At 55.6% G+C, this 21,143-nt stretch carries 16 protein-coding genes; 8 read left to right on the top strand and 8 right to left on the bottom strand.

Features of this window, described 5'->3' with window-relative positions:
- The first annotated feature begins 23 nt into the window (after window positions 1–23).
- Together recR and I6E42_RS02225 are read left to right on the top strand one after the other, a co-directional pair.
- On the top strand, window positions 24–626 hold the full coding sequence (gene recR, locus I6E42_RS02230; RefSeq protein WP_235370206.1) for a recombination mediator RecR: 603 nt from the start codon (window positions 24–26) through the stop codon (window positions 624–626).
- 39 nt (window positions 627–665) lie between these two features.
- Window positions 666–1,391: a hypothetical protein gene (locus I6E42_RS02225; RefSeq protein WP_235370205.1), complete on the top strand. Its 726-nt coding sequence runs from the start codon at window positions 666–668 to the stop codon at window positions 1,389–1,391.
- Window positions 1,392–1,495: 104 nt separating this feature from the next.
- On the opposite strand, the gene I6E42_RS02220 is transcribed toward I6E42_RS02225, so the two are convergent.
- Both I6E42_RS02220 and sfsA read right to left on the bottom strand, forming a co-directional pair.
- Window positions 1,496–3,163 carry an ammonium transporter gene (locus I6E42_RS02220; RefSeq protein ID WP_235370204.1) on the bottom strand — a complete coding sequence of 556 codons (1,668 nt, stop codon included), beginning with the start codon at window positions 3,161–3,163 and terminating at the stop codon, window positions 1,496–1,498.
- A gap of 454 nt (window positions 3,164–3,617) precedes the next feature.
- Window positions 3,618–4,310 (bottom strand): DNA/RNA nuclease SfsA, encoded by a 693-nt coding sequence (gene sfsA, locus I6E42_RS02215; protein ID WP_235370203.1) that lies wholly within the window; start codon window positions 4,308–4,310, stop codon window positions 3,618–3,620.
- An 85-nt stretch (window positions 4,311–4,395) separates the two neighbouring features.
- On the opposite strand from sfsA, the gene I6E42_RS02210 reads away from it, so the two are divergent.
- The 3 genes from I6E42_RS02210 to I6E42_RS02200 all read left to right on the top strand — a co-directional run bounded on the left by I6E42_RS02210 (window position 4,396) and on the right by I6E42_RS02200 (window position 7,904).
- A complete protein-coding gene (locus I6E42_RS02210) occupies window positions 4,396–5,280 on the top strand; it encodes a DMT family transporter (protein ID WP_235370202.1) in 885 nt (294 codons plus the stop codon).
- A 436-nt stretch (window positions 5,281–5,716) separates the two neighbouring features.
- Window positions 5,717–7,111: a TrpB-like pyridoxal phosphate-dependent enzyme gene (locus I6E42_RS02205; protein WP_235370219.1), complete on the top strand. Its 1,395-nt coding sequence runs from the start codon at window positions 5,717–5,719 to the stop codon at window positions 7,109–7,111.
- A 139-nt stretch (window positions 7,112–7,250) separates the two neighbouring features.
- Entirely contained in the window at window positions 7,251–7,904 is a 654-nt protein-coding gene (locus I6E42_RS02200; RefSeq protein ID WP_235370201.1) for a CatA-like O-acetyltransferase, read from the top strand.
- A 48-nt stretch (window positions 7,905–7,952) separates the two neighbouring features.
- Here the strand turns inward: I6E42_RS02200 and I6E42_RS02195 are convergent, their stop codons facing one another.
- The 3 genes from I6E42_RS02195 to I6E42_RS02185 form a co-directional block, all read right to left on the bottom strand.
- Window positions 7,953–8,576 carry a flavin reductase gene (locus I6E42_RS02195; protein WP_235370200.1) on the bottom strand — a complete coding sequence of 208 codons (624 nt, stop codon included), beginning with the start codon at window positions 8,574–8,576 and terminating at the stop codon, window positions 7,953–7,955.
- A 248-nt stretch (window positions 8,577–8,824) separates the two neighbouring features.
- On the bottom strand, window positions 8,825–11,419 hold the full coding sequence (gene clpB, locus I6E42_RS02190; protein ID WP_235370199.1) for an ATP-dependent chaperone ClpB: 2,595 nt from the start codon (window positions 11,417–11,419) through the stop codon (window positions 8,825–8,827).
- Between the two features lie 174 nt (window positions 11,420–11,593).
- Window positions 11,594–12,016: an Hsp20/alpha crystallin family protein gene (locus I6E42_RS02185; RefSeq protein WP_235370198.1), complete on the bottom strand. Its 423-nt coding sequence runs from the start codon at window positions 12,014–12,016 to the stop codon at window positions 11,594–11,596.
- Window positions 12,017–12,296: 280 nt separating this feature from the next.
- Between I6E42_RS02185 and I6E42_RS02180 the strand changes: the two genes are divergently transcribed.
- Window positions 12,297–13,286, top strand: coding sequence for a 2-hydroxyacid dehydrogenase (locus I6E42_RS02180; RefSeq protein ID WP_235370197.1), 990 nt, complete (start codon window positions 12,297–12,299; stop codon window positions 13,284–13,286).
- A 135-nt stretch (window positions 13,287–13,421) separates the two neighbouring features.
- Here the strand turns inward: I6E42_RS02180 and I6E42_RS02175 are convergent, their stop codons facing one another.
- Complete coding sequence (locus tag I6E42_RS02175) at window positions 13,422–15,092, bottom strand: recombinase family protein (RefSeq protein WP_235370196.1); 1,671 nt, start codon at window positions 15,090–15,092, stop codon at window positions 13,422–13,424.
- Between the two features lie 221 nt (window positions 15,093–15,313).
- Here I6E42_RS02175 and I6E42_RS02170 point away from each other — a divergent pair, with 221 nt between their 5' ends.
- Both I6E42_RS02170 and I6E42_RS02165 read left to right on the top strand, forming a co-directional pair.
- Window positions 15,314–16,960: a hypothetical protein gene (locus tag I6E42_RS02170; protein ID WP_235370195.1), complete on the top strand. Its 1,647-nt coding sequence runs from the start codon at window positions 15,314–15,316 to the stop codon at window positions 16,958–16,960.
- A 404-nt stretch (window positions 16,961–17,364) separates the two neighbouring features.
- Window positions 17,365–18,501, top strand: a complete 1,137-nt coding sequence (locus I6E42_RS02165) for an SMP domain-containing protein (protein ID WP_235370194.1) — start codon at window positions 17,365–17,367, stop codon at window positions 18,499–18,501.
- 395 nt (window positions 18,502–18,896) lie between these two features.
- On the opposite strand, the gene I6E42_RS02160 is transcribed toward I6E42_RS02165, so the two are convergent.
- Window positions 18,897–20,396, bottom strand: a complete 1,500-nt coding sequence (locus tag I6E42_RS02160; RefSeq protein ID WP_235370193.1) for a transglutaminase domain-containing protein — start codon at window positions 20,394–20,396, stop codon at window positions 18,897–18,899.
- Window positions 20,397–20,722: 326 nt separating this feature from the next.
- Window positions 20,723–21,070, bottom strand: coding sequence for a hypothetical protein (locus tag I6E42_RS02155; protein ID WP_235370192.1), 348 nt, complete (start codon window positions 21,068–21,070; stop codon window positions 20,723–20,725).
- Window positions 21,071–21,143 lie beyond the last annotated feature (73 nt).

Raw genomic sequence — 21,143 nt, 5'->3', positions numbered from 1 at the left:
GTGCATCCTTTGGAGGTCACCCCATGCAGTATTTCCCCCCCGCTCTGGAAAACCTGGTGGAGCATTTTGCCAAGCTGCCCGGCATCGGTCTGAAATCGGCCCAGCGGCTGGCCTTTTACGTCCTGTCCCTGTCCGAGGAGGAGGCCAACGCCTTTGCCCAGGCCATCGTGGACGCCAAGACCGCCATTCACTGCTGCCCCGTCTGCCAGAACCTCACCGAAGGAGACGGTCCCTGCGCCATCTGCTCCAGTCCCAAGCGGGACCACTCCCTGATCTGCGTGGTGGCCGACCCCAAAGACGTGGTAGCCATGGAGCGCTCCCGGGAGTACGGCGGACTGTACCATGTGCTCCACGGGGTCATCTCCCCCATGAACCACGTGGGGCCCGACGACCTGCACATCAAATCCCTGGTGGAGCGGGTGGCCGCCGGGGGCGTGGCCGAGGTCATCATGGCCACCAACCCGGACACCGAGGGGGAGGCCACCGCCATGTACCTGTCCCGGCTGCTCAAACCCTTCGCTGTCAAGGTGACCCGGCTGGCCTACGGCATCCCCGTGGGCAGCCACCTGGAGTACGCCGACGACGCCACCCTCATGCGTGCCCTGGAGGGCCGCCGGGAGATGTAACCGTCCGAACCTCCCATAGCTTAGAAAGGAGGCGTTTTTTTGTCTCCGCCCACTCCCATGGCCCGGCGCTACCTGCGGGATTTCGCCTTCCGGTTGGCCGTTTTTCTGCTGGTGGCCTGGGCTTATTGTTTCCGCACCCAATGGCTGGACTTCACCGCCGGAGGCCCCGGCGGCTGGCTGCGGGCGCTGCTGTGGCTGGGGGTCATCTCCTCCATGCTGGTCCAGCTCAATCCCAACAGTGGACTCACCACCGGCTGCCTCAAGCAGTATCCCTCCGGCTTTGACCCCCTACCGAACTATGACGCCGTCAAGCTGCGCGCGGCCCTGCGGCAGCAGGACCGGGGTGCGATCAAGGTGGCCGTGGTCTGGCTGGCGCTCAACCTGACCTTCGGACTGCTGTACCGCCGCGGTGTTTTGGACATCCCTGACCTTGCCCTGCTGTGCGCCCTGGCCTTTTTGTGCGACCTGGTGTGCGTGCTGTTCTTCTGCCCCTTCCAGACCTTTCTGATGAAGAACCGCTGCTGCGTCAACTGCCGCATTTTCGCCTGGGGCTCCTGGATGATGGCCGCCCCCCTCATGTGCGTCCCCCACTGGTACGCCCAGTCCCTGTTCTGGACGGGAGTCCTGGTGCTGGCTGTGTGGGAAGTCCGCCTCCGCCGCCACCCGGAGCGGTTTTGGTTCGGCTCCAACCGCCGCCTCCAGTGCGGCCAATGCACAGAGCAGCTGTGCCGCTACAAATTCCCCCGTTCCCCCCGTTTCCGGTAAACCAAAGGCCGCCTTCCGGCGGCCTTTTAAACTGCCAAGAAGCCCCGCCGCATACACGGCGGGGCCTCTTGACTAGAGAAAGAGGAAAGGAACGGACAACGACGTTAATCGTCGTCCTGGAGGGCATCGTAATCCATTTCACCGGTACGGACCTTGACCACGTTCTCCACATTGTAGAGGAAGATCTTGCCGTCGCCCTGGTCGCCGGTGCGCAGTACCTTCTCGGCCGCGGCTACCACCAGAGCCGGGTCCACCTTGGTGACCACAATATCGACCTGGATCTTGGGCCGGAGGTTGACGCTCATCTTGACGCCGCGGTACTGGCCGACCTTGCCCAGCTTGGTGCCGCAGCCCATCACGTTGGAGACAGTCATACCGGTGATGCCGATGGCAGCCATGGTATCCTTCAGGGCGGAGAAGCGCTCCTCCTTGCAGATAATGGTCACCTTGGTCATCTTGGTGCCCTCGGCCGCCAGAGCGGTGTTGGGCTTCAGAGGCACAGGGGCCAGATCGCTGATGTCCACGGGCTCGTAGCTGCCCTCGCCGCCGATGGCGCCGGGCGCGGAGGGGATGAAGTCGGCATAGGCGGAAGCCAGGTTGTGCTCGGTGATGTCCAGACCCATGATCTCCTCCTCGGCGGAGACCCGGAGGCCGATGGTGGCGTCAATGATCTTGAAGACGATAAACATAGCCACACAGGTATAGACCGCAATGGCGGCCACGCCCATGCACTGGACGCCCAGGTGATAGAAACCGCCGCCGTAGAACAGGCCGTCGGTGGTGTTGAACAGGCCGTCGGAGATGGTGCCCCAGATGCCGTTGGCACAGTGGACCGCCACAGCGCCCACAGGGTCATCGATGTGGAGCTTGAAGTCCATCACTTCCACTACGATCACCACCAGGATGCCGGCCACCGCGCCGATCACAATAGAGCCAAAGGCATCTACCGTGGCGCAGGGAGCGGTGATGGCCACCAGGCCAGCCAGGGAGGCGTTCAGACACATGGACACGTCAGGCTTTCCGCTCTTGAACCAGGTAAAGAGCATGCAGGCCACGGTGGCCACGGCAGGGGCGATGGTGGTGGTGCCCAGGATCTGGGCCATCTGGTCGGGGTCAGAGGCTGCGGCGCCGTTGAAGCCGTACCAGCAGAACCACAGGATGAAGCAGCCCAGAGCGCCCAGGGTCAGGGAGTGGCCGGGGATGGCGTTGACCTCCAGGGAACCGTCCTTCTTTTTGGTGTATTTGCCGATCCGGGGGCCCAGCATCCAGGCGCCGATGAGCGCGGACAGGCCGCCCACCATATGGATGACGGAGGAACCGGCGAAGTCCACATAGCCGAAGCTCACCAGCCAGCCCTGTCCGTTCCAGACCCAGCCGGCCTCAATGGGATAGACAATGGCGCTGATCACGCCGGAGTACACACAGTAGGCCGCAAACTTGGTCCGCTCCGCCATGGCGCCGGACACGATGGTAGCGGCGGTGGCACAGAAGACCAACTGGAAGAAGAAATTGGACCAATCAAATGCGTAGAAGTCAGTGAAAAGCTGATATTCGGGCATGCCGATCAGACCGAACAAGTAATTTTCTCCGTTCATGATCCCGTAGCCCAGGAACGTGAAGACCACTGTGCCGATACAGAAGTCCATCAGGTTCTTCATGATGATGTTGCCCGCGTTTTTCGCCCGGGTGAAGCCGGTCTCCACCATGGCGAAACCACACTGCATGAAGAACACCAAAACCGCGCCCACCAGGAACCATACTGACATATCCATACGCTCACTCTCCCTAAAAAAATTAGACGCGGGCCCCGCACACACTTCGGGGCACGCGTCTTTGCGTGAAAGAAACTCCCTCACTTTACCGGAAAGAAAGGAGGCGCTGCGGTCAACCTTGACCACAGCGCCCTTGCTTGTGCCGTAGTTTACGCCGCCAAGCCCCCCCTGTCAAGGGGGCAACGGCAACTTTGGAACATCCCATGAAATGCTCCCGGTACCCTCTCTGTCTCTTTTGTACATTTTTGCAGGAAATTTTTGTGTAAAATGCAAATACCAGCGGTGGCTCACCGCTTCCGTAGTTTCAGGATACCTCCGTGGATACAGTCAAAAACTGACAGCATCCTCCTGCTGCGGACCGTTTTCTCCATCACGCCGCTTCTCCCCCGTCCCTCCGGGGACATTTCGTTTTCAACCGATCCGTAAGGAGAAGCGCACAGCTTCTTCGCCCGCCTCAGAGCCTCACGGGGACGGGACTTTTTACCCGCAGGCTGTCCGGCGTCACATGGCACTCCAGGGCCAGCACCTCTACCCCGGCCGCCGCCGCCCGGCGCAGGGCGGCGCCGAACTCCAGATGGGTGGCGTCGTTGGGCTCCAGCCAGCGCATCCCCTCCATCTGGATGATGAAGCACACCGCCGCCTCGTAGCCCGCCGCCTTGGCCGCCGCCAGCTCTTCCAGGTGCTTGACGCCCCGCTGGGTGGGGGCGTCGGGAAAGCGGACCACTCCGTTCTCCTCCAAGGTGACCCCCTTCACCTCCACAAAGCCCCGCCGTTCCGGGGCCTCCCAGTAATAGTCAAACCGAGAATTCCCATAGGACGTCTCCGGACGCAGCAGCGTAAGCCCCGGGCGGAACTGTCCGGACGCGGCCCACTCCCCGAACACTTTGTTGGGTGCCTGGGAGTCCATGTTGATCAGCAGCGTCCCCGCCGGGACCTCCTTCTCCACCGCCACCAGGTCATACCGGGTCTTGCGGGCCGGATTCCCGCTCTCCACCAGATACACCCGGCAGCCGGGCACCAGCAGCTCCCGGCAGCGCCCGGTATTCTTCACATGGCACACCTCCGTCCTTCCCTCCACCTCCACATGGGCGATGAAGCGGTTGGGCCGGGCCAGGAACGTGCCGGAGCAAATATTTGGATAATACATCTTGTTTTTCCCTCTCGGTTTCTGGTATGATATAGGTCGTTGTATTGGTTCAGTATATTCGATTTCTGAAAATGAGGCAAGACGAATGGAGAAAAAAGCCTATCTGAAGATCATTCTCGCCGCCTCCCTGTGGGGCGGCATCGGTGTGTTTGTCAAAATTCTTTCCTCCCTGGGATTGACCTCCATGCAGGGCGTGGCCGCCCGGAATCTGGTGGCCTCCGCGGTCTTTTTCCTTTACCTGTTGTTTACGGACCGGCCCGCTTTGAAGATCGATCCCAGGCACTGGTACTATTTCTTCGGCTCCGGCGTGTGCGGCCTGCTGTTCTTCAACTGGTGCTATTTCAGCACCATCTCCGCCAGCTCCATGTCGGTGGCGGCGGTGCTGCTGTACACCTCCCCGGTGTTCGTGATGATCATGTCCGCCTTCCTTTTCAAAGAGCCTATCACCCCGGTGAAGGTGGCCGCTCTGGCCGTCACCTTTGTGGGCTGCATGCTGTCCACCGGGCTGCTCCCCCTGGGACAGACCGCCATCGCCCCCCTGACCCTGCTCAGCGGCCTGGGCGCCGGCTTCGGCTATGCCCTGTACTCCATTTTGAGCAAGGCCGCCCTCTCCAAATATCCCGCCTCCACCGTCTCCTTCTATACCATCCTGTTCTGCGCAGTCCTGGCCCTGCCCATCTCCGGGCTGTACCGCCGGACAGACCTGCTCGCCAACGGGACCTTCTGGATGGGCTCTCTGGGCATCGGCCTGCTCTGCTGCGCGGTCCCCTCCCTCCTGTACACCCAGGGCCTGCTCCACGCGGAGGCGGGCAAGGCCTCCATCATGGCCACCGCGGAGCTCCTGGTGGCCACCCTGCTGGGGATCCTCATCTATCATGAGGAGATCACCCCCTACAAGCTGCTGGGCATGGCCGCCATTTTCGGGGCCATCCTCCTGCTGAACCGGCCTGTCCGAACCAAAAATACCTGACCGATACTCATCCGCCCCGGGAGATCCCGCGGCGGATTTTTTGTGGAAATTTTATGCTTAACAAATTCGGACCCCGACGGTATAATGTCGCCAAAGTTGATAGGGAAAACCAATGAGGAAGAGTAGTAGTATCAGGCTCGGGACCTCACAGAGAGCCGCAGGCGGTGGGATTGCGGCAGGGAACGGCGGTATGAATGGACTTCCGAGGGCATAGCGAACGAGTCGGCGGCTTTAGTAGCGAGACGGGGACTCCACCCGTTATCAGGGGAGCATGTGCTGTTGGGCACGTGAAAGTGAGCGGGCGTATCGTATCAGCATACGTCAATCCGGGTGGCACCGCAGAGGCTGTATTCAGTCCTTTGTCCCAGAAATAAAATTTCGGGGACGAGGGGCTTTTTTGTTTGCCCTTCTCCCCAAAAGAAAAGGAGAAATCATGATGAGCAGCAACAAGAAGATCCCTCACCGCCTGTATTTGACCGAGGACCAGATGCCCAAACAGTGGTTCAACCTCCGTTCCGCCATGCCGGAACAGCCCGATCCCCTGATCCATCCCGGCACTCTCCAGCCCCTGAACGTGCCCGACCTGGCCCCCATCTTCTGCGAGGAGCTGGCCAAGCAGGAGCTGGACGGCACCACCCCCTATATCGACATTCCCGAGGAGGTGCTGGAGGTCTACAAGATGTACCGCCCTTCCCCCATCATCCGGGCCTATGAGCTGGAAAAAGCCCTGGGCACGCCGGACAAGATCTACTACAAGTTCGAGGGTAACAACACCTCCGGCTCCCACAAGCTCAACTCCGCCGTGGCCCAGGCCTACTACGCCAAGAAGCAGGGGCTGACCGGCGTCACCACCGAGACGGGCGCCGGACAGTGGGGCACCGCCCTGTCCGAGGCCTGCTCCTACTTCGGCCTGGACTGCGACGTCTACATGGTCAAGTGCTCCTATGAGCAAAAGCCCTTCCGTAAGGCGGTCATGGGCGTGTTCGACGCCTCCGCGACCCCCTCCCCCTCCAACACCACCGAGGCCGGCCGGAAGATTCTGGCCGAGACCCCTGACACCACCGGCAGCCTGGGCTGTGCCATCTCCGAGGCCGTGGAGGCCGCGGTGAAGAGCGGCGGCTCCAAGCGGTATGTGCTGGGCTCCGTGCTCAACCAGGTACTGCTTCACCAGTCCATCATCGGTCTGGAGAGCAAGATCGCCCTGGAGGAACTGGGTGAGTACCCCGACGTGGTGGTGGGCTGTGCCGGCGGCGGCTCCAACCTGGGCGGCCTCATCGCCCCCTTCATGGCTGACAAGCTGGCGGGCAAGAAGGATCTCCGCATCGTGGCGGTGGAGCCCGCCTCCTGCCCCTCCTTCATCCGGGGCAAGTACGCCTATGACTTCTGCGACACCGGCAAGGTGACCCCCCTGGCCCGGATGTACACCCTGGGCTCCGGCTTCATCCCCTCGGCCAACCACGCCGGTGGCCTGCGTTACCACGGCATGAGCTCCATTTTGTCCAAGCTGTGCCACGACGGCTACATGGAGGCCGTCAGCTACAAGCAGACCGACGTGTTCGAGGCAGCCGTTCTCTTCGCCAAGCGGGAGACCATCCTCCCCGCCCCCGAATCCGCCCACGCCATCAAGGGCGTCATTGACGAGGCTCTGAAATGCAAGGAGACCGGCGAGGAAAAGACCATCCTCTTCGGCCTGACCGGCACCGGCTACTTCGACATGACCGCCTACGAGGCCTACCTGTCCGGCGCCATGACCGACTATATCCCCACCGACGAGGACCTGCAAAAGGGCTTTGACTCCCTGCCCGATATTCCTCAGAACAAGGGCATTTAACCGTGATCCCTCAAAGGACGCGCCGTTTTGAAACGGCGCGTCCTTTTTTCTCCTCTCAACGGTCCGTTTGTTGTCCCAGCTTCCTTCTTCGTCTATGATGATGGTGACCCCTATTTCCACACCGAAAGGAGACGCATCCATGAACTTTACTCCCATCGACCTTGCGGCCTGGCCCCGGCGGGAGGTCTTTTATTACTTCTCCCGCATGGCCCCCACCGGCTACTCCCTCACCACGGAGCTGGATGTCACCGCCCTGCGCCGGACCTTGAAAGAGACCAATTTGAAATTCTTCCCCGCCTACCTGTGGCTGGTCACCCGGCGGCTCAACCAGCAGGAGGAATTCAAGCTGGCGGAGCAGGAGGGCGTCCTTGGTACTTACGATGTCCTCACGCCCCTGTACGCCGCCTTTCACTCTGATACCAAGACCTTCTCCCTGATGTGGACTCCTTTTCAGGAGGACTTTTCCGGCTTTTACCAGGCTTATCTGGAAAACCAGGCCGCATATGGGGACAACCACGGCATCCTGGCCCAGCCGCAAACGCCGCCGCCCCCCAACGCCTACACCGTCTCCTGCGTCCCCTGGGTCACCTTCTCCCATTTCGCCGTCCACAGCTATGAAAACAAGCCCTATTACTTCCCCTCAGTGGAGGCGGGGAAGATCTTCTCCCGGGACGGCGCGCAGCTTCTCCCCCTGTCCATCACCTGCCACCACGCCGCCACAGACGGCTACCACATCCACCGCTTTCTGGAGGGGCTCCAGGAAGATATGGATGGGTTCTCCCAGTTCCTGTAAACGAAAACGGCGGCCGCCTGTTGGGCGGCCGCCGTTTTTTAGAAACGCTTACAGCTTGACGAATTTGTCCTTGTTGGCGCGGCAGATGGGGCACTGGTACCCGTCAGGCAGCTCCGCCTTGTCGGCCACATAGCCGCAGATGGTGCACCGCCAGCCCTCGTTGCCCTCCAGAGTGCGGTAGACCGTAGCGGTGGCGGGGGTGGAGCCGCCGCCGTTCTTGTAGTCATCCACTGTCAGGGCGGGACCCTCGCCCAACACCTCAGCCTCAACGGCCTCGGCGATGTAGAGCATATAGCTGCCCAGGTCCAGCCGCTCCGTCACCTTGCAGGCGAAGCGGGCCAGGGCGTGGTCCTTGACAAAGGGATCGCCGTTGCCGTCCTGTTCCACATTGAGGCCCTCAAACTTGTTCACCACCCGGCCGGACTTGTAACCGAACAGGTCCACCAGGTCCTTGGGGGCGTCCTTGGCCAGGACAGTGGCGGCGAAGGTGCCCTTGGCCTCAATGGCCTTGAAGGTCTCGTTGCTCTTGTTCACCGTCAGGGAGAACTTGTAGGGGCGGCCGGAGGTCACCTGGTGCAGGGAGTTGACGATACAGCCCTGGGGCTGGCCCTCTCCGCCCACACCGACGATAAACAGGCCATAGTTGATACGGTTGAATGCTTTACGGTTCATAAAATACCCTCCTCATTTATTATTAATAGTAACAATTCTTATTTATGTTTTTACTATACTCCTGTACTCAAGAAAAGTCAAGAGAAATCTGGAGGTTTCCGCCGTAAAATTTCACCGCTGTGGCCCAAGTGCGAAGGGCTTCCGGCCGCGCTTTTCCCGCAGGTCCCCAAGAGGCGGCGAAGCGCCTGGAGACCGGCCGAGCCGGTTTCCAGACGCTTTGTCTGCTCTGTCTGTATTGATTGGCACACTCATTCCACCACGAGCTGCCCGTTCCGGCAGTCCACAGTGAGGACCGCGCCGGACTCCACCTGGTCGGCGATGATCTTCCGGCCGATGAGGGTCTCCACCGTGTGCTGGAGGTAACGGCGCAGGGGCCGGGCGCCATAGATGGGGTCGTAGGCCGCGTCGATGATCTCCTGCTTGGCGGCAGGGGTCAGCTCCACGGTGAGCTGCTTGTCTTCCAGCCGTTTGTTCAGGTCGGCCACCAGCAGGTCGATGATGTGGGTGACATTCTCCTTGGTCAGCGGCTTGTAGAACACGATCTCGTCCAGACGGTTCAGGAACTCGGGGCGGAAGGACCGCTTGAGCAGCTCGTTCACCTTGTCCCGCGCCTCCTGGCTGATCTCGCCGTTGTCCTGGATCCCGTCTAGCAGGAACTGGGAGCCCAGGTTGGAGGTCAGAATGATGATGGTGTTCTTAAAGTCCACCGTCCGGCCCTGGCTGTCGGTGATCCGGCCGTCATCCAGTACCTGGAGCAGCACGTTGAACACGTCGGGATGGGCTTTCTCCACCTCATCGAAGAGGATGACGGAGTAGGGCTTGCGCCGGACAGCCTCCGTGAGCTGGCCGCCCTCCTCATAGCCCACATATCCCGGAGGCGCTCCGATGAGCCGGGAGACGGAGAACTTCTCCATATATTCGGACATGTCGATCCGGACCATGTTCTTCTCGCTGTCGAACAGGGCCTCGGCCAGGGTCTTAGCCAGCTCCGTCTTGCCCACGCCGGTAGGACCCAGGAACAGGAAGGAGCCGATGGGCTTCCTGGGGTCGGCAATACCGGCCCGGCTTCTCAGGATGGCCTCGGAAACCAGCCGGACGGCCTCGTCCTGGCCCACCACCCGCTTGTGGAGGATGTCCTCCAGGTGGAGCAGCTTCTCCCGCTCCCCTTCCATGAGGCGGGCGACCGGGATACCGGTCCACCGCTCGATGATCCGGGCGATCTCCTCCTCGGTGACCTTATCCCGGAGGAGAGAGCGGGCCTTGCTGTCATTGGCGATCTGCTCCTCCGCCTCCAGGGCCTTTTTCAGCTCGGGGATCCGTCCATACTGGAGCTCCGCGGCCTTCTCCAGGTCGTACTCCCGCTGGGCACGCTCCAGGGCCGCGTTGGCCTCCTCCAGGTCGGCGCGAAGCTGCTGGACCTTGCCGATAGCCCCCTTCTCGTTGTCCCACTGGGCCTTCTTGGCCTTGAACTCCTCCCGCATGTCGGACAGTTCCTTCTGGATTTCGGCCAGGTGCTCCTGGGACAGCTTATCCGTCTCCTTCTTCAGGGCGGCCTCCTCGATCTCATGCTGGATGATCTTCCGCTGGATCACGTCCAGCTCCGTGGGCATGGAGTCCATCTCCGTGCGGATCATGGCGCAGGCCTCATCCACCAGGTCGATGGCCTTGTCGGGCAGGAAGCGGTCGGTGATATAGCGGTTGGACAGGGTGGCGGCGGCGATGATGGCGCCGTCGGTGATCTTGACGCCGTGGTAGACCTCATACCGCTCCTTCAGACCGCGAAGGATGGCAATGGCGTCCTCCACCGTGGGCTCGTTCACCATGACGGGCTGGAACCGCCGCTCCAGGGCGGCGTCCTTCTCGATATACTGGCGGTACTCGTTGAGGGTGGTGGCGCCGATGCAGTGGAGCTCCCCCCTTGCGAGCATGGGCTTGAGCAGGTTACCCGCGTCCATGGAGCCCTCAGTCTTGCCCGCGCCCACGATGGTGTGCAGCTCGTCGATAAACAGGATGATCTTGCCCTCGGACTTCTTCACCTCATTGAGGACGGCCTTCAGCCGCTCCTCAAACTCGCCCCGGTACTTGGCGCCCGCCACCAGGCTGCCCATGTCTAGGGAGAAGATGGTCTTGTCTTTCAGGGAGCCGGGCACATCCCCCTTGACGATCCGCTGGGCCAGACCCTCGGCGATGGCGGTCTTGCCCACGCCGGGCTCGCCGATGAGGACGGGGTTGTTTTTGGACTTTCGGGACAGGATGCGGATGACGTTGCGGATCTCATCGTCCCGGCCGATGACCGGGTCCAGCTTATTGGCCCGGGCACGCTCCACCAGGTCGGTACCGTACTTTTTCAGGGCATCATAGGTCTCCTCCGGGTTGTCGCTGGTGACCCGCTGGTTGCCCCGGACGGAGGCCAGAGCCTGCATCACTTTTTCCCGGGAAAGGTTATAGGCGCGGAACAGCTCCTTCAGGGCGCTGTTGGCGCTGTCCAGCAGGCCCAGGAAAATATGCTCCACCGAGATATATTCATCCTTCATGGACTGGGCGGTGGATTCGGCGGTTTTCAGCGCCCGGTCCACATCCTGGGCCACATAGATCTTGTCCGCCTCCCGGCCGGAGCCGGACACCTTGGGCAGCTTGTTGACCTCCGCCTTCACTGCCGCCTCAAAGCTGGGGACAGTCATGCCCATGGCGGTGAGCAGCTGGGGAATGAATCCCTCAGGGTCGGACACCAGGGCAAGGAGCAGATGCTGCTGCTCGATCTGCTGCTGGCCATACTCCTGGGCCAGGCTCTGGGCGCCCTGGATGGCGGCCAGGGATTTTTGCGTAAACTGATTCATATTCATAATGGATCAAACCCTCCTTTATGTGGGTTTTGTCTTCTTTTTTAGCACTCATTTAATTTAAGTGCTAAACTAAATATATACCATATCCATTCATTTTGCAAGGGGAAAACCGATTTTTTCTCCGCTCAAAAGAAAAGGACAGGCCTGACGGTCTGCCCTTCGGAAGTTCCCAAATCACTGAATGGCGATCTTGTGGCTCTGGGGGAGTATCTCCTGTTTCTTGGGCAGGTTCAGTTCCAGAACGCCATTGTTATAGGCGGCGGTGATGTTCTCCTCCTGGATCCCTTCCAGATTGAAGGAACGGGCAAAGCTGCCATAACGGCGCTCCTTGCAGACGTAGTTGCCGTTATTGTGGTCGTTTGTCTCCTGATGCTTGGCGGAAATGGTCAAAACCCCATCCTTCAGGTCCAGGTCGATGTCTTCCTTCTGGAAGCCGGGCAGTTCGGCCTGAAGCAGGTAGTGGTCGCCTTCGTCCTTGATGTCGGTGCTGAAAACGGGGGTGCGGCGGCCGTTCTCGCCGAACACGCTGCGCTCAAATTCATCAAACAGGTCCATCAGGCTGGCATTGCTGCGGTTTGTGTAGGGAATCATATACATAAGTCAAATCTCCTTTCGGACCCTTTGGGATACGGTCCTTTACTGTTCCCCGGGTCCTTCTTAACTTTGGCTTTAGTATAATCCCCAATTATGAACATTTCTTGCAAAGAGTGTGTCCAAATTGTAAATATTAGCACTCTTATATCTAGAGTGCTAATATTGCTCTGAGAACTTTTTGGTGACTTCCCCGTCCGTCCATGCTATAATGGTCACGAAATGAACCGTAAAGCGGTCTATCCGCACGGTAAGCGCGTTTACCTTCAGAAAAGGAGCATGTTCTATGAAAATTCTTGTATTTGGTCCTCAAGACCGCTACGCGGTGTACAAGCCCGATTTCGTGGCAGAGCTGCCCGTGGAGCTGGTGTTCCGCCGTCCCGACCAGACCTATATGGAGGCGGCCCGGGAAAACGCCGACGCCCGCGTCCTCTTTGTGGACGCCATTACCCCGGTGGGCGGCGACGTGATGGACCAACTGCCTCAACTGAAAATGATCCATTCGGAGGGCGTGGGTTACAACTGCATTGACTGTGACGCCGCCCGGGAGCGCGGCATCTATGTCTGCAACAACAAGGGCTGCAACGCCGCCTCGGTGGCGGAACACACCATTATGCTCACCCTCATGGCCCTGCGCTACGGCATCCCCGGCCACAACGCCGTCCTCCAGGACCGGCAGATCCAGATGAAACAGGAGGCCATCGCCGCCCGGAAGCCGGGCCTGTTCCAGTGTTCTTTCGGCCTGGTGGGTTTCGGCGACACTGCCCAGGCCACCGCCCGCCGCCTGGCACCCTTCGGCTGCAAGCTCTACTACTACACCGCCCACCGCCGTCCTCCCGAGGTGGAGGCCGACTTCGGCGTCACCTACCTCCCCCTGGAGGAGCTGGCCCGGACCTGCGACATTATCTCCCTCCACTGTGCCGTCACCGACGAGACCCGCGAAATGGTCAACGCCCAGTTTATCTCCAACATGAAGCCCGGCGCCATTCTGGTCAACTGCGCCCGGGGCGCCCTGGTGGATAACCAGGCCCTGCGCGCCGCCCTCATTGAAGGGCGCATCGCCGGAGCCGCCCTGGACACCATCGAGCCTGAACCCACCCCCGCCTCCCATCCCCTGGTGGACCTGCCTCCGGAAGCCCGGGACCGTGTGGTGTACAGCTCTCACCTGGGGGGCAGTTCTGGCGGCTCCTTCGCCGCCGCCCACCGCATCATGTGGGAAAATGCCCGGCGCGTGCTGGAGGACAGCCGTCCCGTCAACGTGGTAAACGGACTGTGAGCGCCTCCCTTACCTCATTTCTCTTTCCGGATCAGGAGTCAATTGATATGCTGTATGTTTAGAGGGAGGGCTGGAACCATGTTCCAGCCCTCCCTTGGCTGTTACACTGCCGAAAACGCGCCGAAAGGGGAACCCTTACTTCAGGCCGTTCTCGTAGGACTCGATCATCTTCTTGAACGTGTGTCCCGTACGACTTCTGAGATTGGTGAGGTATTTCTCGGTGGTTTCCCCGGTAAAGATCTTGATTTGGAGCCGCAGAGAGCCGTCCTCCTCCGGCGTGACAAAGATCCTGTCGATATACTTGTCCACAAATTCCTTACTGATGACGCCCTCCGCTGCGTCCCGCTCCGCCTCCCAGAGAACCCGGCGGATGGTGTCGATGTGCTTTTTGTAATCGGAAGCGGAGTCCCGCTGTTGGGTCAGCTCTATCAACTCTTTTTGCGCCACTTCGATCTCCTGGGCGCACTGCTTGTTCATGGAGAGGAAATCCTTGTCGGACAATTCTCCCAGGGCGTTGAAGGTCAGCAGCTTCTGCTTTTTCTTTTCCGCCGTTTCAATTGCCTGCTCCAGCGCGGCGATCCGCTTTGCCAGGTCTCCGCTCTGATCCAGGGATTTGTACATCTCCACGTATTCTTCAATCAGCGCTTCGGCGTCGGCTTCCGTCTCCCGGAATACTTCAAACAGGAGGGGTTTCAGCTCCTCCTCGTAAATGGCAAAGGAGGGGCAGGAGTCGGCGCCGTTTTTAATCTTTCCGGAGCACACCCATTTGCTGTTCTTTTTCCCGGTTTTGTCCACCGAGTCCCGGCGGTAGTAGGCCGCGCCGCAATGGGTGCAGCAGAGCTTTCCGGTCAGCAGGTTGGCATGGTTGCAGATGCCCTGGCGTCCTTTCACATCCTCGCTGCGCTTCTTCAGCACGGCGTTGGCCCGGTCCCACAGTTCTTCGCTGACGATGGCCGGGACGATCTCCCCCGTCTCGTCCTTGAACATCACCCATTCCTCCGGCGGGAGGAATTTTTGCTTTTTGGTGAACAGGTCAATGACCTTCACCTTGTTGCCCACATAGTAACCTTTGTACTTGGGGTTAGAGATCATCCCAGACATGGTGGTGTGGGCGATTTTTTTGCCGTTGTGGTTCCGGTAGCCCTTATTCCAGAACAGGGACTCAATCTGCTTCATGGAATACTCCCCGGTGGCGTACAGCTCGAACAGCTCCCGCACCATGGGGGCTTCGTTCTCGTCGATGACCAGCCGCCCGTCGTTCTTTCGGTAGCCGAAGATACGGCTGTTGCCCAGCACCACGCTGTTTTTAATGGCCTGCTGGTGGCCGAACTTCACACGGCTGCTGAGCTTGCGCAGCTCGTCCTGGGCGATGCCGGACATGATGGTCAGGCGCAGCTCCGAGTCCTCGTCCAGGGTGTTGATGTTGTCATTCTGGAAGAACACCCCCACTCCGGCGCCCAGCAATTCCCGGGTGTACTGGATGGAGTCCAGGGTATTACGGGCAAACCGGGTGATCTCCTTGGTGATGATGAGATCGAACAGTCCCGCCTTGCCGTCCTCCACCATGCGGTGGAAGTTCTCGCGTTTTTTGGTGGTGGCGGCGGACAGGCCCTCGTCGATGTAGCCGTCCACATAGGTCCAGTTGGCATTTCTGCGGATCAGGTCCCCATAGTACTGGATCTGGTTGCCCAGGGAGTTGAGCTGCTCATCGCTCTCACTGGACACACGGGCATAGAACGTCACCCGGAGCGGGAGGTCATAAATCGTCTTGGTCTTCAGCTGCTGTCGTACGGTATGGATGTCCATGGCGGTCCCTCAAAGTTTCGTTTTATCATGACCATTATAATCAAAAACCAAGCATATGACAACAACATTTTCTCCCAATGACGCAAGTGTCTCAGGCAGTGTTGTAAAATACCAAATTCAATGATAAAGTAATGATGTTCCCGTGTTCTATCCATGTTCCACATCGTTCTGAGCACATCAATTTGTCGCTGTACGGCTTATCCGAAAAGGAGATGTATCACATGATGACAACAAAAGCCCAAAAAGAGGGCAAGATCAAACTGTACTATTGGGTGTATGATGACCACTCACAGGGCTATGCCATCTGTGACACTTCAAAGTCCGGCAAGGACAGATGGATCGAGCAGGATATCCTTCCGGACAAGAAAACCAGAAAGAACACCTTATCGGAATTGCAAAAGCAGTATCAGGAGAAAGGGCGTCAGGTTACTCTTAAGAAATTGCCCATTCCTTCAGGCCTCTCCACCCTGACCAAAAAAGACGCTCCAAAACGCGACGCAAACGCCGGGGCAGACGGGGTGGATGAGCTGAAAAAGCTGATCTCATCATGTGGAGAGGACATAGATTCCAAAAAAGAACTGTTAACTTTGACCGCCACAATTCTTGCCGGCTACTGCGCCAGAGTATGTCTCCCAACATACTCCGACTATATTGCGGTTCCGGATTCGCGAGCCCCTGTTATTACAGTCAGCTATGCTGATAATGCCTATCATGTGCTGGAGTACATAGCCCGCTCCCTCTGCGTTTCTACGATCACCTCCGGAAAACTGAAAGTAAACTACCAACCCATCTTTCCATCCAAGCAAAAGAGTCGAAATCTCATTGACGAAGCCTACCTGAAGCTCCCCAACTCGTCCACCCGATTACCCCCTCAATACCGTGACACTGCTTTTCTGGTACACAGCCGGTTCTTTTCCTCCTCAGATCTGAAAGACCTCCAGCATAAAAATCCGTGGGTCTGTCCAATTCTATTTGATTGTTCCGCAAAAAAGGTGCTTTCCACACCAGTTTCCATTAAAGGGCAAAAGCTGATAAATTCGGATTGCCTGTGGGATTGCCAGCAGATATCCTTTGTTGTCGCCCGATATATTTACTATGTTGCCAGACATTCCGAAAACAAAAAGAAATGGAGAGAAAAAATGTCCCGCTACTTTGAAGATGCGGAAGAACTGATCGCAGCTTACAATCAGCAGCCGGATGTCAAGCCGGTGAAACGTCCCCAAAAGTTCCATTTGGAACTGCAAATGCTGGCATTACGGCTTTTCGTCAAATCCTGCAAGGAGGACGATTCCCTTTCCTCCGAAGAAGGCAACGCTCTTCTGTCGGAGTGGTACAACATTCTGCTCCCCGGCAGCTGCAGCATTGCACAGGACTCTGATTACGAGGAGGAAGATGACAGTTCCACTTCTATCCAGACGAGATTTGAACACACCCTGTGCCGAATACTGGAAGAAGGATATCCTCAGCACTTTTTATATGTCCCGCCGAAAGGCACCTTTTCACTGGCCGATTCAAACGATCCCAACATTCATTATTGGGGATATCTCAGAAACTATAGCCCCAAGAAGAAAAAAGGTTCCCCAAAAGAAGCGCCTTTTGCCTCTCTACAGTTTCGTAGGGATCGTCTGGAATCTTTGCTATCAAACTATAGTGACAACTATGATGGAGCTGACCTATATAGCGACTTTTGTGAGTTGGACACAGACTACCGATACGATACAAAGAAGGCGCGTTTGCCCGTCGCTGAAAAGGATAGCAAAACAGTGGACGCAATGATCCTGAACATTCGAAAGATGACGTTTCTTCCGCAAGACATTCGAGATCAACTGCTGAACCAATTCCCAGAATCAGAGGAAACTCTGCTTTAACTGTCAAAAAAGCATGTTCCGATGTTCCAATGTTTTTTGTTCCCAGCCATGATTTAAAACTTTTCCGAAAACCAGACCATCAGCGGTCACAGTTGTATTCTACCAATCCGACTTACTATTTTTGACGGACACCGTTCGGCAAGTTCCACTGACTTTTTCAACCGACGTTCCGTCTCCACAAAAGAGACGCCCAGGAAAGATGCTTTCCCTGGGTGTCTCTTATTATATCTGGATTTCTTGCCCAGTTCATAACACTGTTTTTACCGGGAACCCTCAAGACAGGCACGAAAACGGAAATTTTCAGGTCTAAAAATGTGAAAGTTTTTGCTATGGCCAGACAGCACTTTTGAAAATTGATGCGCCGTCGAACACATTCATAATTCTGATGAAAAGGAGTCAAAATTATGAAAACGTCGATTCGTCTGACCAGCGAAGGCTATGGCTACCACACCCTTGAACTGGGATATCATCCCTCTCACGAACAGTTTCGGAAACATTGCAGGGATCTGAACAGCAGATCAAGCAGCAAGGAATACTACCCTCTGAAGAAATTTGAAGATACCAGCTGCCACTTCTGCGGTCTGCTCTGCAAAAACGGAACTCGGATCTATCTGACGGAATCAGAGTGCAAGTATAATGTGTGCAATGTCAAGTTGATTGTAAATCCACGGCGCCTCATAAATCCGGAGGCATCTTATCTTGGGATCATGCCGTCTGACCCGGATGACCGCGATCAATTTGAGCAGTCGTTTACCGACTGTATGCGCAAAGTGGACCTACCCGAGTTTATAGACGAATGGGCTTTGAAACGGCTGGATCTGTGTGTCAATATCCTGTGGGACAAGAAAAAAGGGCCTCATAAATTGCTCAAGCTCTTACACAAAGAGCCCGTACCGAAAGGATACGAAAAAAACCTCTTTGAGCAAAGCGACGCAGGGAAACGACGCAAGGGTATCAAAAATAAGCACATTATTAAATTCAGCAACGACTCGGTAGCTTTTGTTGTATATGACAAAGGTTACCAACTCAAAAAAGAAAACTTAGCATTGCCGGAGGAATTCATCACCAAGGGAATCCTTCGGGTTGAATTGCAGCTTAAGAAGCCGTGGCTCGAAAAATACGCAGATAAACGACATATTACAGACACCGGTGATCTGATTGCCACGCTGGCAAGCGAAAGCCGGATGTGGATTTGTCAGTACGCGGAAAAGCTGTTCAACGGTGGGACTCACTGTAAATTGGAAAAAATGGAGCAGGAACTCCGTAATACAGAAAACATCCGAGGGACGGTCCGAAAAAGAATGCTGAAAATCGCAGAACATCTGCGAGATTCCTCTGATATTCAGTGCATTATGGAGGAACTGGAGCTGTCCGAGAAGCAAGTCCGCACCTGCTTCCAGCACTTCAAGCAGTTAAACCTTCACCCAGTGGCCTTACCGGACGATTTTCCCATTGACCGCCTTCCGTCTTTGGTGGATATTCTGCAGGACTTGGAGGATGACGAAACGGAACTTCGGTTGGACGGTAAGCGAAAGAAGTAGTACGCAGAGATGTAAATGTATCTTTTGAAACATCTCCGGACAAGATAATAAGAAAGCGGAACTGTTATATTTCCCCTTCAAAAATCCGTTTTCAGACGTTTTTCAGCTACATATTATAACTAGAAGATATAGGAGTGCTGATCATGTCTGCTTCTTGTACGAAAGAATTCGCATTTCAACAAGGGATGCTGTACTACTTCAATCGGGTCTTGCTGGAACAAGGGATCATTACCGAGCGGGAATATCGGGCCATGAAACAGAAGATACAATCAAGAGAAAAACATGGAAGGTAAGTGCTTATTCATTACCCGCGCATAAAACGGGGGCCTCGTCAGAGAGGCCCCCCCAAATAGAAGATGGAGTTTTGTGATGGAGAGAACTACAATTCCTAAATATCACCACATCTTTAAGTTCTCGGGACAATAGTTTGCTTGTTTGACAAGATTAAATTCCTCGTGACCGTCACGACCGAACTCTGCACTCGACTTACCAAAAAAATCATAGCATATCCGGCCGTTATAAGCAGTATCATCCCAGCAAACATCGAAATTATACCATTGACCGTCAATTTTTGCCTGATTCCAAGCATGACCATATTTTGTCCCATATCCCCAAATTATGTTACATTCGATTCCAGCTGCGTTGAGCAAAATTTTGTAAGCGGATGCATATCCATCACATACGCCATGTCCATCAAATATCAGATTTGATGCAAAATGAGGAGTCATGAATGCACCACCCTCATATCCCATGTCATAGACAGTTGTTCGACATATATAATCATGCAATGCTTTTGCTTTTTCTCTCTCGGTCATGCCTTCTGTAATTGTATCTTGCAATATCTGATCAACTTTTGTGACCCACGCATGGAGATCATAGATACCGACATCAAACTCGTCTTGATCATACCACAGGTCTTGTCGATACATCTTATAATTTTTTTCGTATCTTTGGGGATTAGCATAGTAGCATTCCAGTAATGTGACCGTATCAACAGTAATATGAGGATAAATGTAATTATTCCATCCAGAGACGCTGTCACCGTAATATATCTTATTATAGAATAGCGGATCTGCTAAAACGATATTGTATACTTTAAGCAATTGTTCGTAGGTATACCCCGGGGCATTAATTCCAATTCCCAGTTGCCCGTTGCGTACAGATAAAAGTATTAGATCATATAAATCATCCAAATTATAAACCGTGACACCGTTACTAATGATGTCTGGCATATCTGCGGCAAGCATTAAACTACCATCATGTGTATTGTCAAGTTGATCGGTTGTAAATACATCATCCCAGAGCATTTTATGAACGAGAGTTTCCCCATTTACTTTATCCGTTGCTTCTAATGCTGCTCGGGAAATAAGTGCAATATCTCCCCGCAAAAAAGGCGTGCTGCTGTTTTGATATTTTCCATCTGTGATGCCAAGTTGATCTGACAACTTCCATGCCTGATCCCATTGGAAATCGGTGCCTATTTGATAGCCCAACGCCTTCAGGACAAAAGTAAGATACTGTGTGGCAGTGACAGGGTCATTTCCTCCGTAGGTTGTTGAAGAAGTGCCCGATGTCAGGCCATTGGCGTAGGCATACCCAACATAGGGCTTGGCCCAGTCTGCCACATCTGTGAACGGCATTGCCCAGTTTCCAGTCTTGGCCTCTGCTGCTTTCCCGAGCAGGCAAACGAGCATGGTAATAGCTTCATTCCGTGTGGGTGTGCGGTCAAGGTCATAAATCGGCGTTCCGTCCGCATTCGTACCTGTACCCTCAAACAATCCCAATGAATGGAGATCCTCCGCAGCATCGACAGCCTCCGATGAGGCTGCAAATGCTGTTACAGTCATAGATACAGCGAGTGCCACTGCCATTATGGCAACAATGAATCGTTTCATATCTCATGCCTCCTAAAATAGATTATTTTATTATAGATTATAGCATATTACTTTTCCAAAAGTCTAATGTATTTGTAAACAGTCGTTCTCCTTATGTAAAACCTCCGATATGGTGCTTTTATTCTACTCCACATCGGAGGTTTACACAAAATTTGGGATGGTCTCTTTGGTGTCGCACAGGCGGCTTTCATTGCTGCACTCCACGAAAGGAAAGCATTCCTGTTTTCCCCGCTGGCGCTTTCTCCAAAGTAGTCTTCTTCCTATCATTCTTCTCAAGCATCATCACAACAGGCATCAACATTATGAGTGTCCTACATAGCCACACCTCATACTTCCAAATCCAGTTCAAAAATCTCATCTTCAATATCCGAAATTTGCTCCTCAAGTTGCTCTTTTCTGGATTCCCATCGGTCATATCGATTGGAAAAGATATCATCCGGTTCACGGCTTTCGAGGTCTGCCAGCTGGTCTTCCAACTCTTCCAGCTCCTCCTGCAGGGATTCAAGCCGATCATTCTTTTCTTCTATGTCATCTTCATCTGAATCATCTTCGAAGGCCCTCTGCTTCTCTTCTTCCTCGGCAATCGCAAAAATGAAACTTAGTCCAATGGCTTCTTCGAATCCATCAGTTTTCCCATCATTGTCAAAGTCGAACAGGTTACCAAACAAACCCATGCAGATACTCCTTTCAAAAGTTCTGTCCAGAGATTATCATAATATCTGTCCAATAATCCGGACATTTCTCTGT

Origin of the sequence: Pseudoflavonifractor phocaeensis (genome assembly GCF_021531815.1) — a bacterium.
GTDB classification, from domain to species: Bacteria; Bacillota; Clostridia; order Oscillospirales; family Oscillospiraceae; genus Lawsonibacter; species Lawsonibacter phocaeensis_A.
Note: the sequence above shows the minus strand (reverse complement) of the source record. Positions and strands in the feature narration are given on the sequence as shown.

Excerpts from the sequence above, each read along its gene's own strand:
- I6E42_RS02210 (WP_235370202.1), top strand. The coding sequence starts at position 4,396 with ATGGAGAAAAAAGCCTATCTGAAGATCATTCTCGCCGCCTCCCTGTGG.
- recR (WP_235370206.1), top strand. The coding sequence starts at position 24 with ATGCAGTATTTCCCCCCCGCTCTGGAAAACCTGGTGGAGCATTTTGCC.
- I6E42_RS02155 (WP_235370192.1), bottom strand. The coding sequence starts at position 21,070 with ATGGGTTTGTTTGGTAACCTGTTCGACTTTGACAATGATGGGAAAACT.
- I6E42_RS02175 (WP_235370196.1), bottom strand. The coding sequence starts at position 15,092 with ATGGACATCCATACCGTACGACAGCAGCTGAAGACCAAGACGATTTAT.
- I6E42_RS02195 (WP_235370200.1), bottom strand. The coding sequence starts at position 8,576 with ATGAACCGTAAAGCATTCAACCGTATCAACTATGGCCTGTTTATCGTC.
- I6E42_RS02200 (WP_235370201.1), top strand. The coding sequence starts at position 7,251 with ATGAACTTTACTCCCATCGACCTTGCGGCCTGGCCCCGGCGGGAGGTC.
- clpB (WP_235370199.1), bottom strand. The coding sequence starts at position 11,419 with ATGAATATGAATCAGTTTACGCAAAAATCCCTGGCCGCCATCCAGGGC.
- I6E42_RS02220 (WP_235370204.1), bottom strand. The coding sequence starts at position 3,163 with ATGGATATGTCAGTATGGTTCCTGGTGGGCGCGGTTTTGGTGTTCTTC.
- sfsA (WP_235370203.1), bottom strand. The coding sequence starts at position 4,310 with ATGTATTATCCAAATATTTGCTCCGGCACGTTCCTGGCCCGGCCCAAC.
- I6E42_RS02205 (WP_235370219.1), top strand. The coding sequence starts at position 5,717 with ATGAGCAGCAACAAGAAGATCCCTCACCGCCTGTATTTGACCGAGGAC.
- I6E42_RS02180 (WP_235370197.1), top strand. The coding sequence starts at position 12,297 with ATGAAAATTCTTGTATTTGGTCCTCAAGACCGCTACGCGGTGTACAAG.
- I6E42_RS02165 (WP_235370194.1), top strand. The coding sequence starts at position 17,365 with ATGAAAACGTCGATTCGTCTGACCAGCGAAGGCTATGGCTACCACACC.
- I6E42_RS02160 (WP_235370193.1), bottom strand. The coding sequence starts at position 20,396 with ATGAAACGATTCATTGTTGCCATAATGGCAGTGGCACTCGCTGTATCT.
- I6E42_RS02185 (WP_235370198.1), bottom strand. The coding sequence starts at position 12,016 with ATGTATATGATTCCCTACACAAACCGCAGCAATGCCAGCCTGATGGAC.
- I6E42_RS02170 (WP_235370195.1), top strand. The coding sequence starts at position 15,314 with ATGATGACAACAAAAGCCCAAAAAGAGGGCAAGATCAAACTGTACTAT.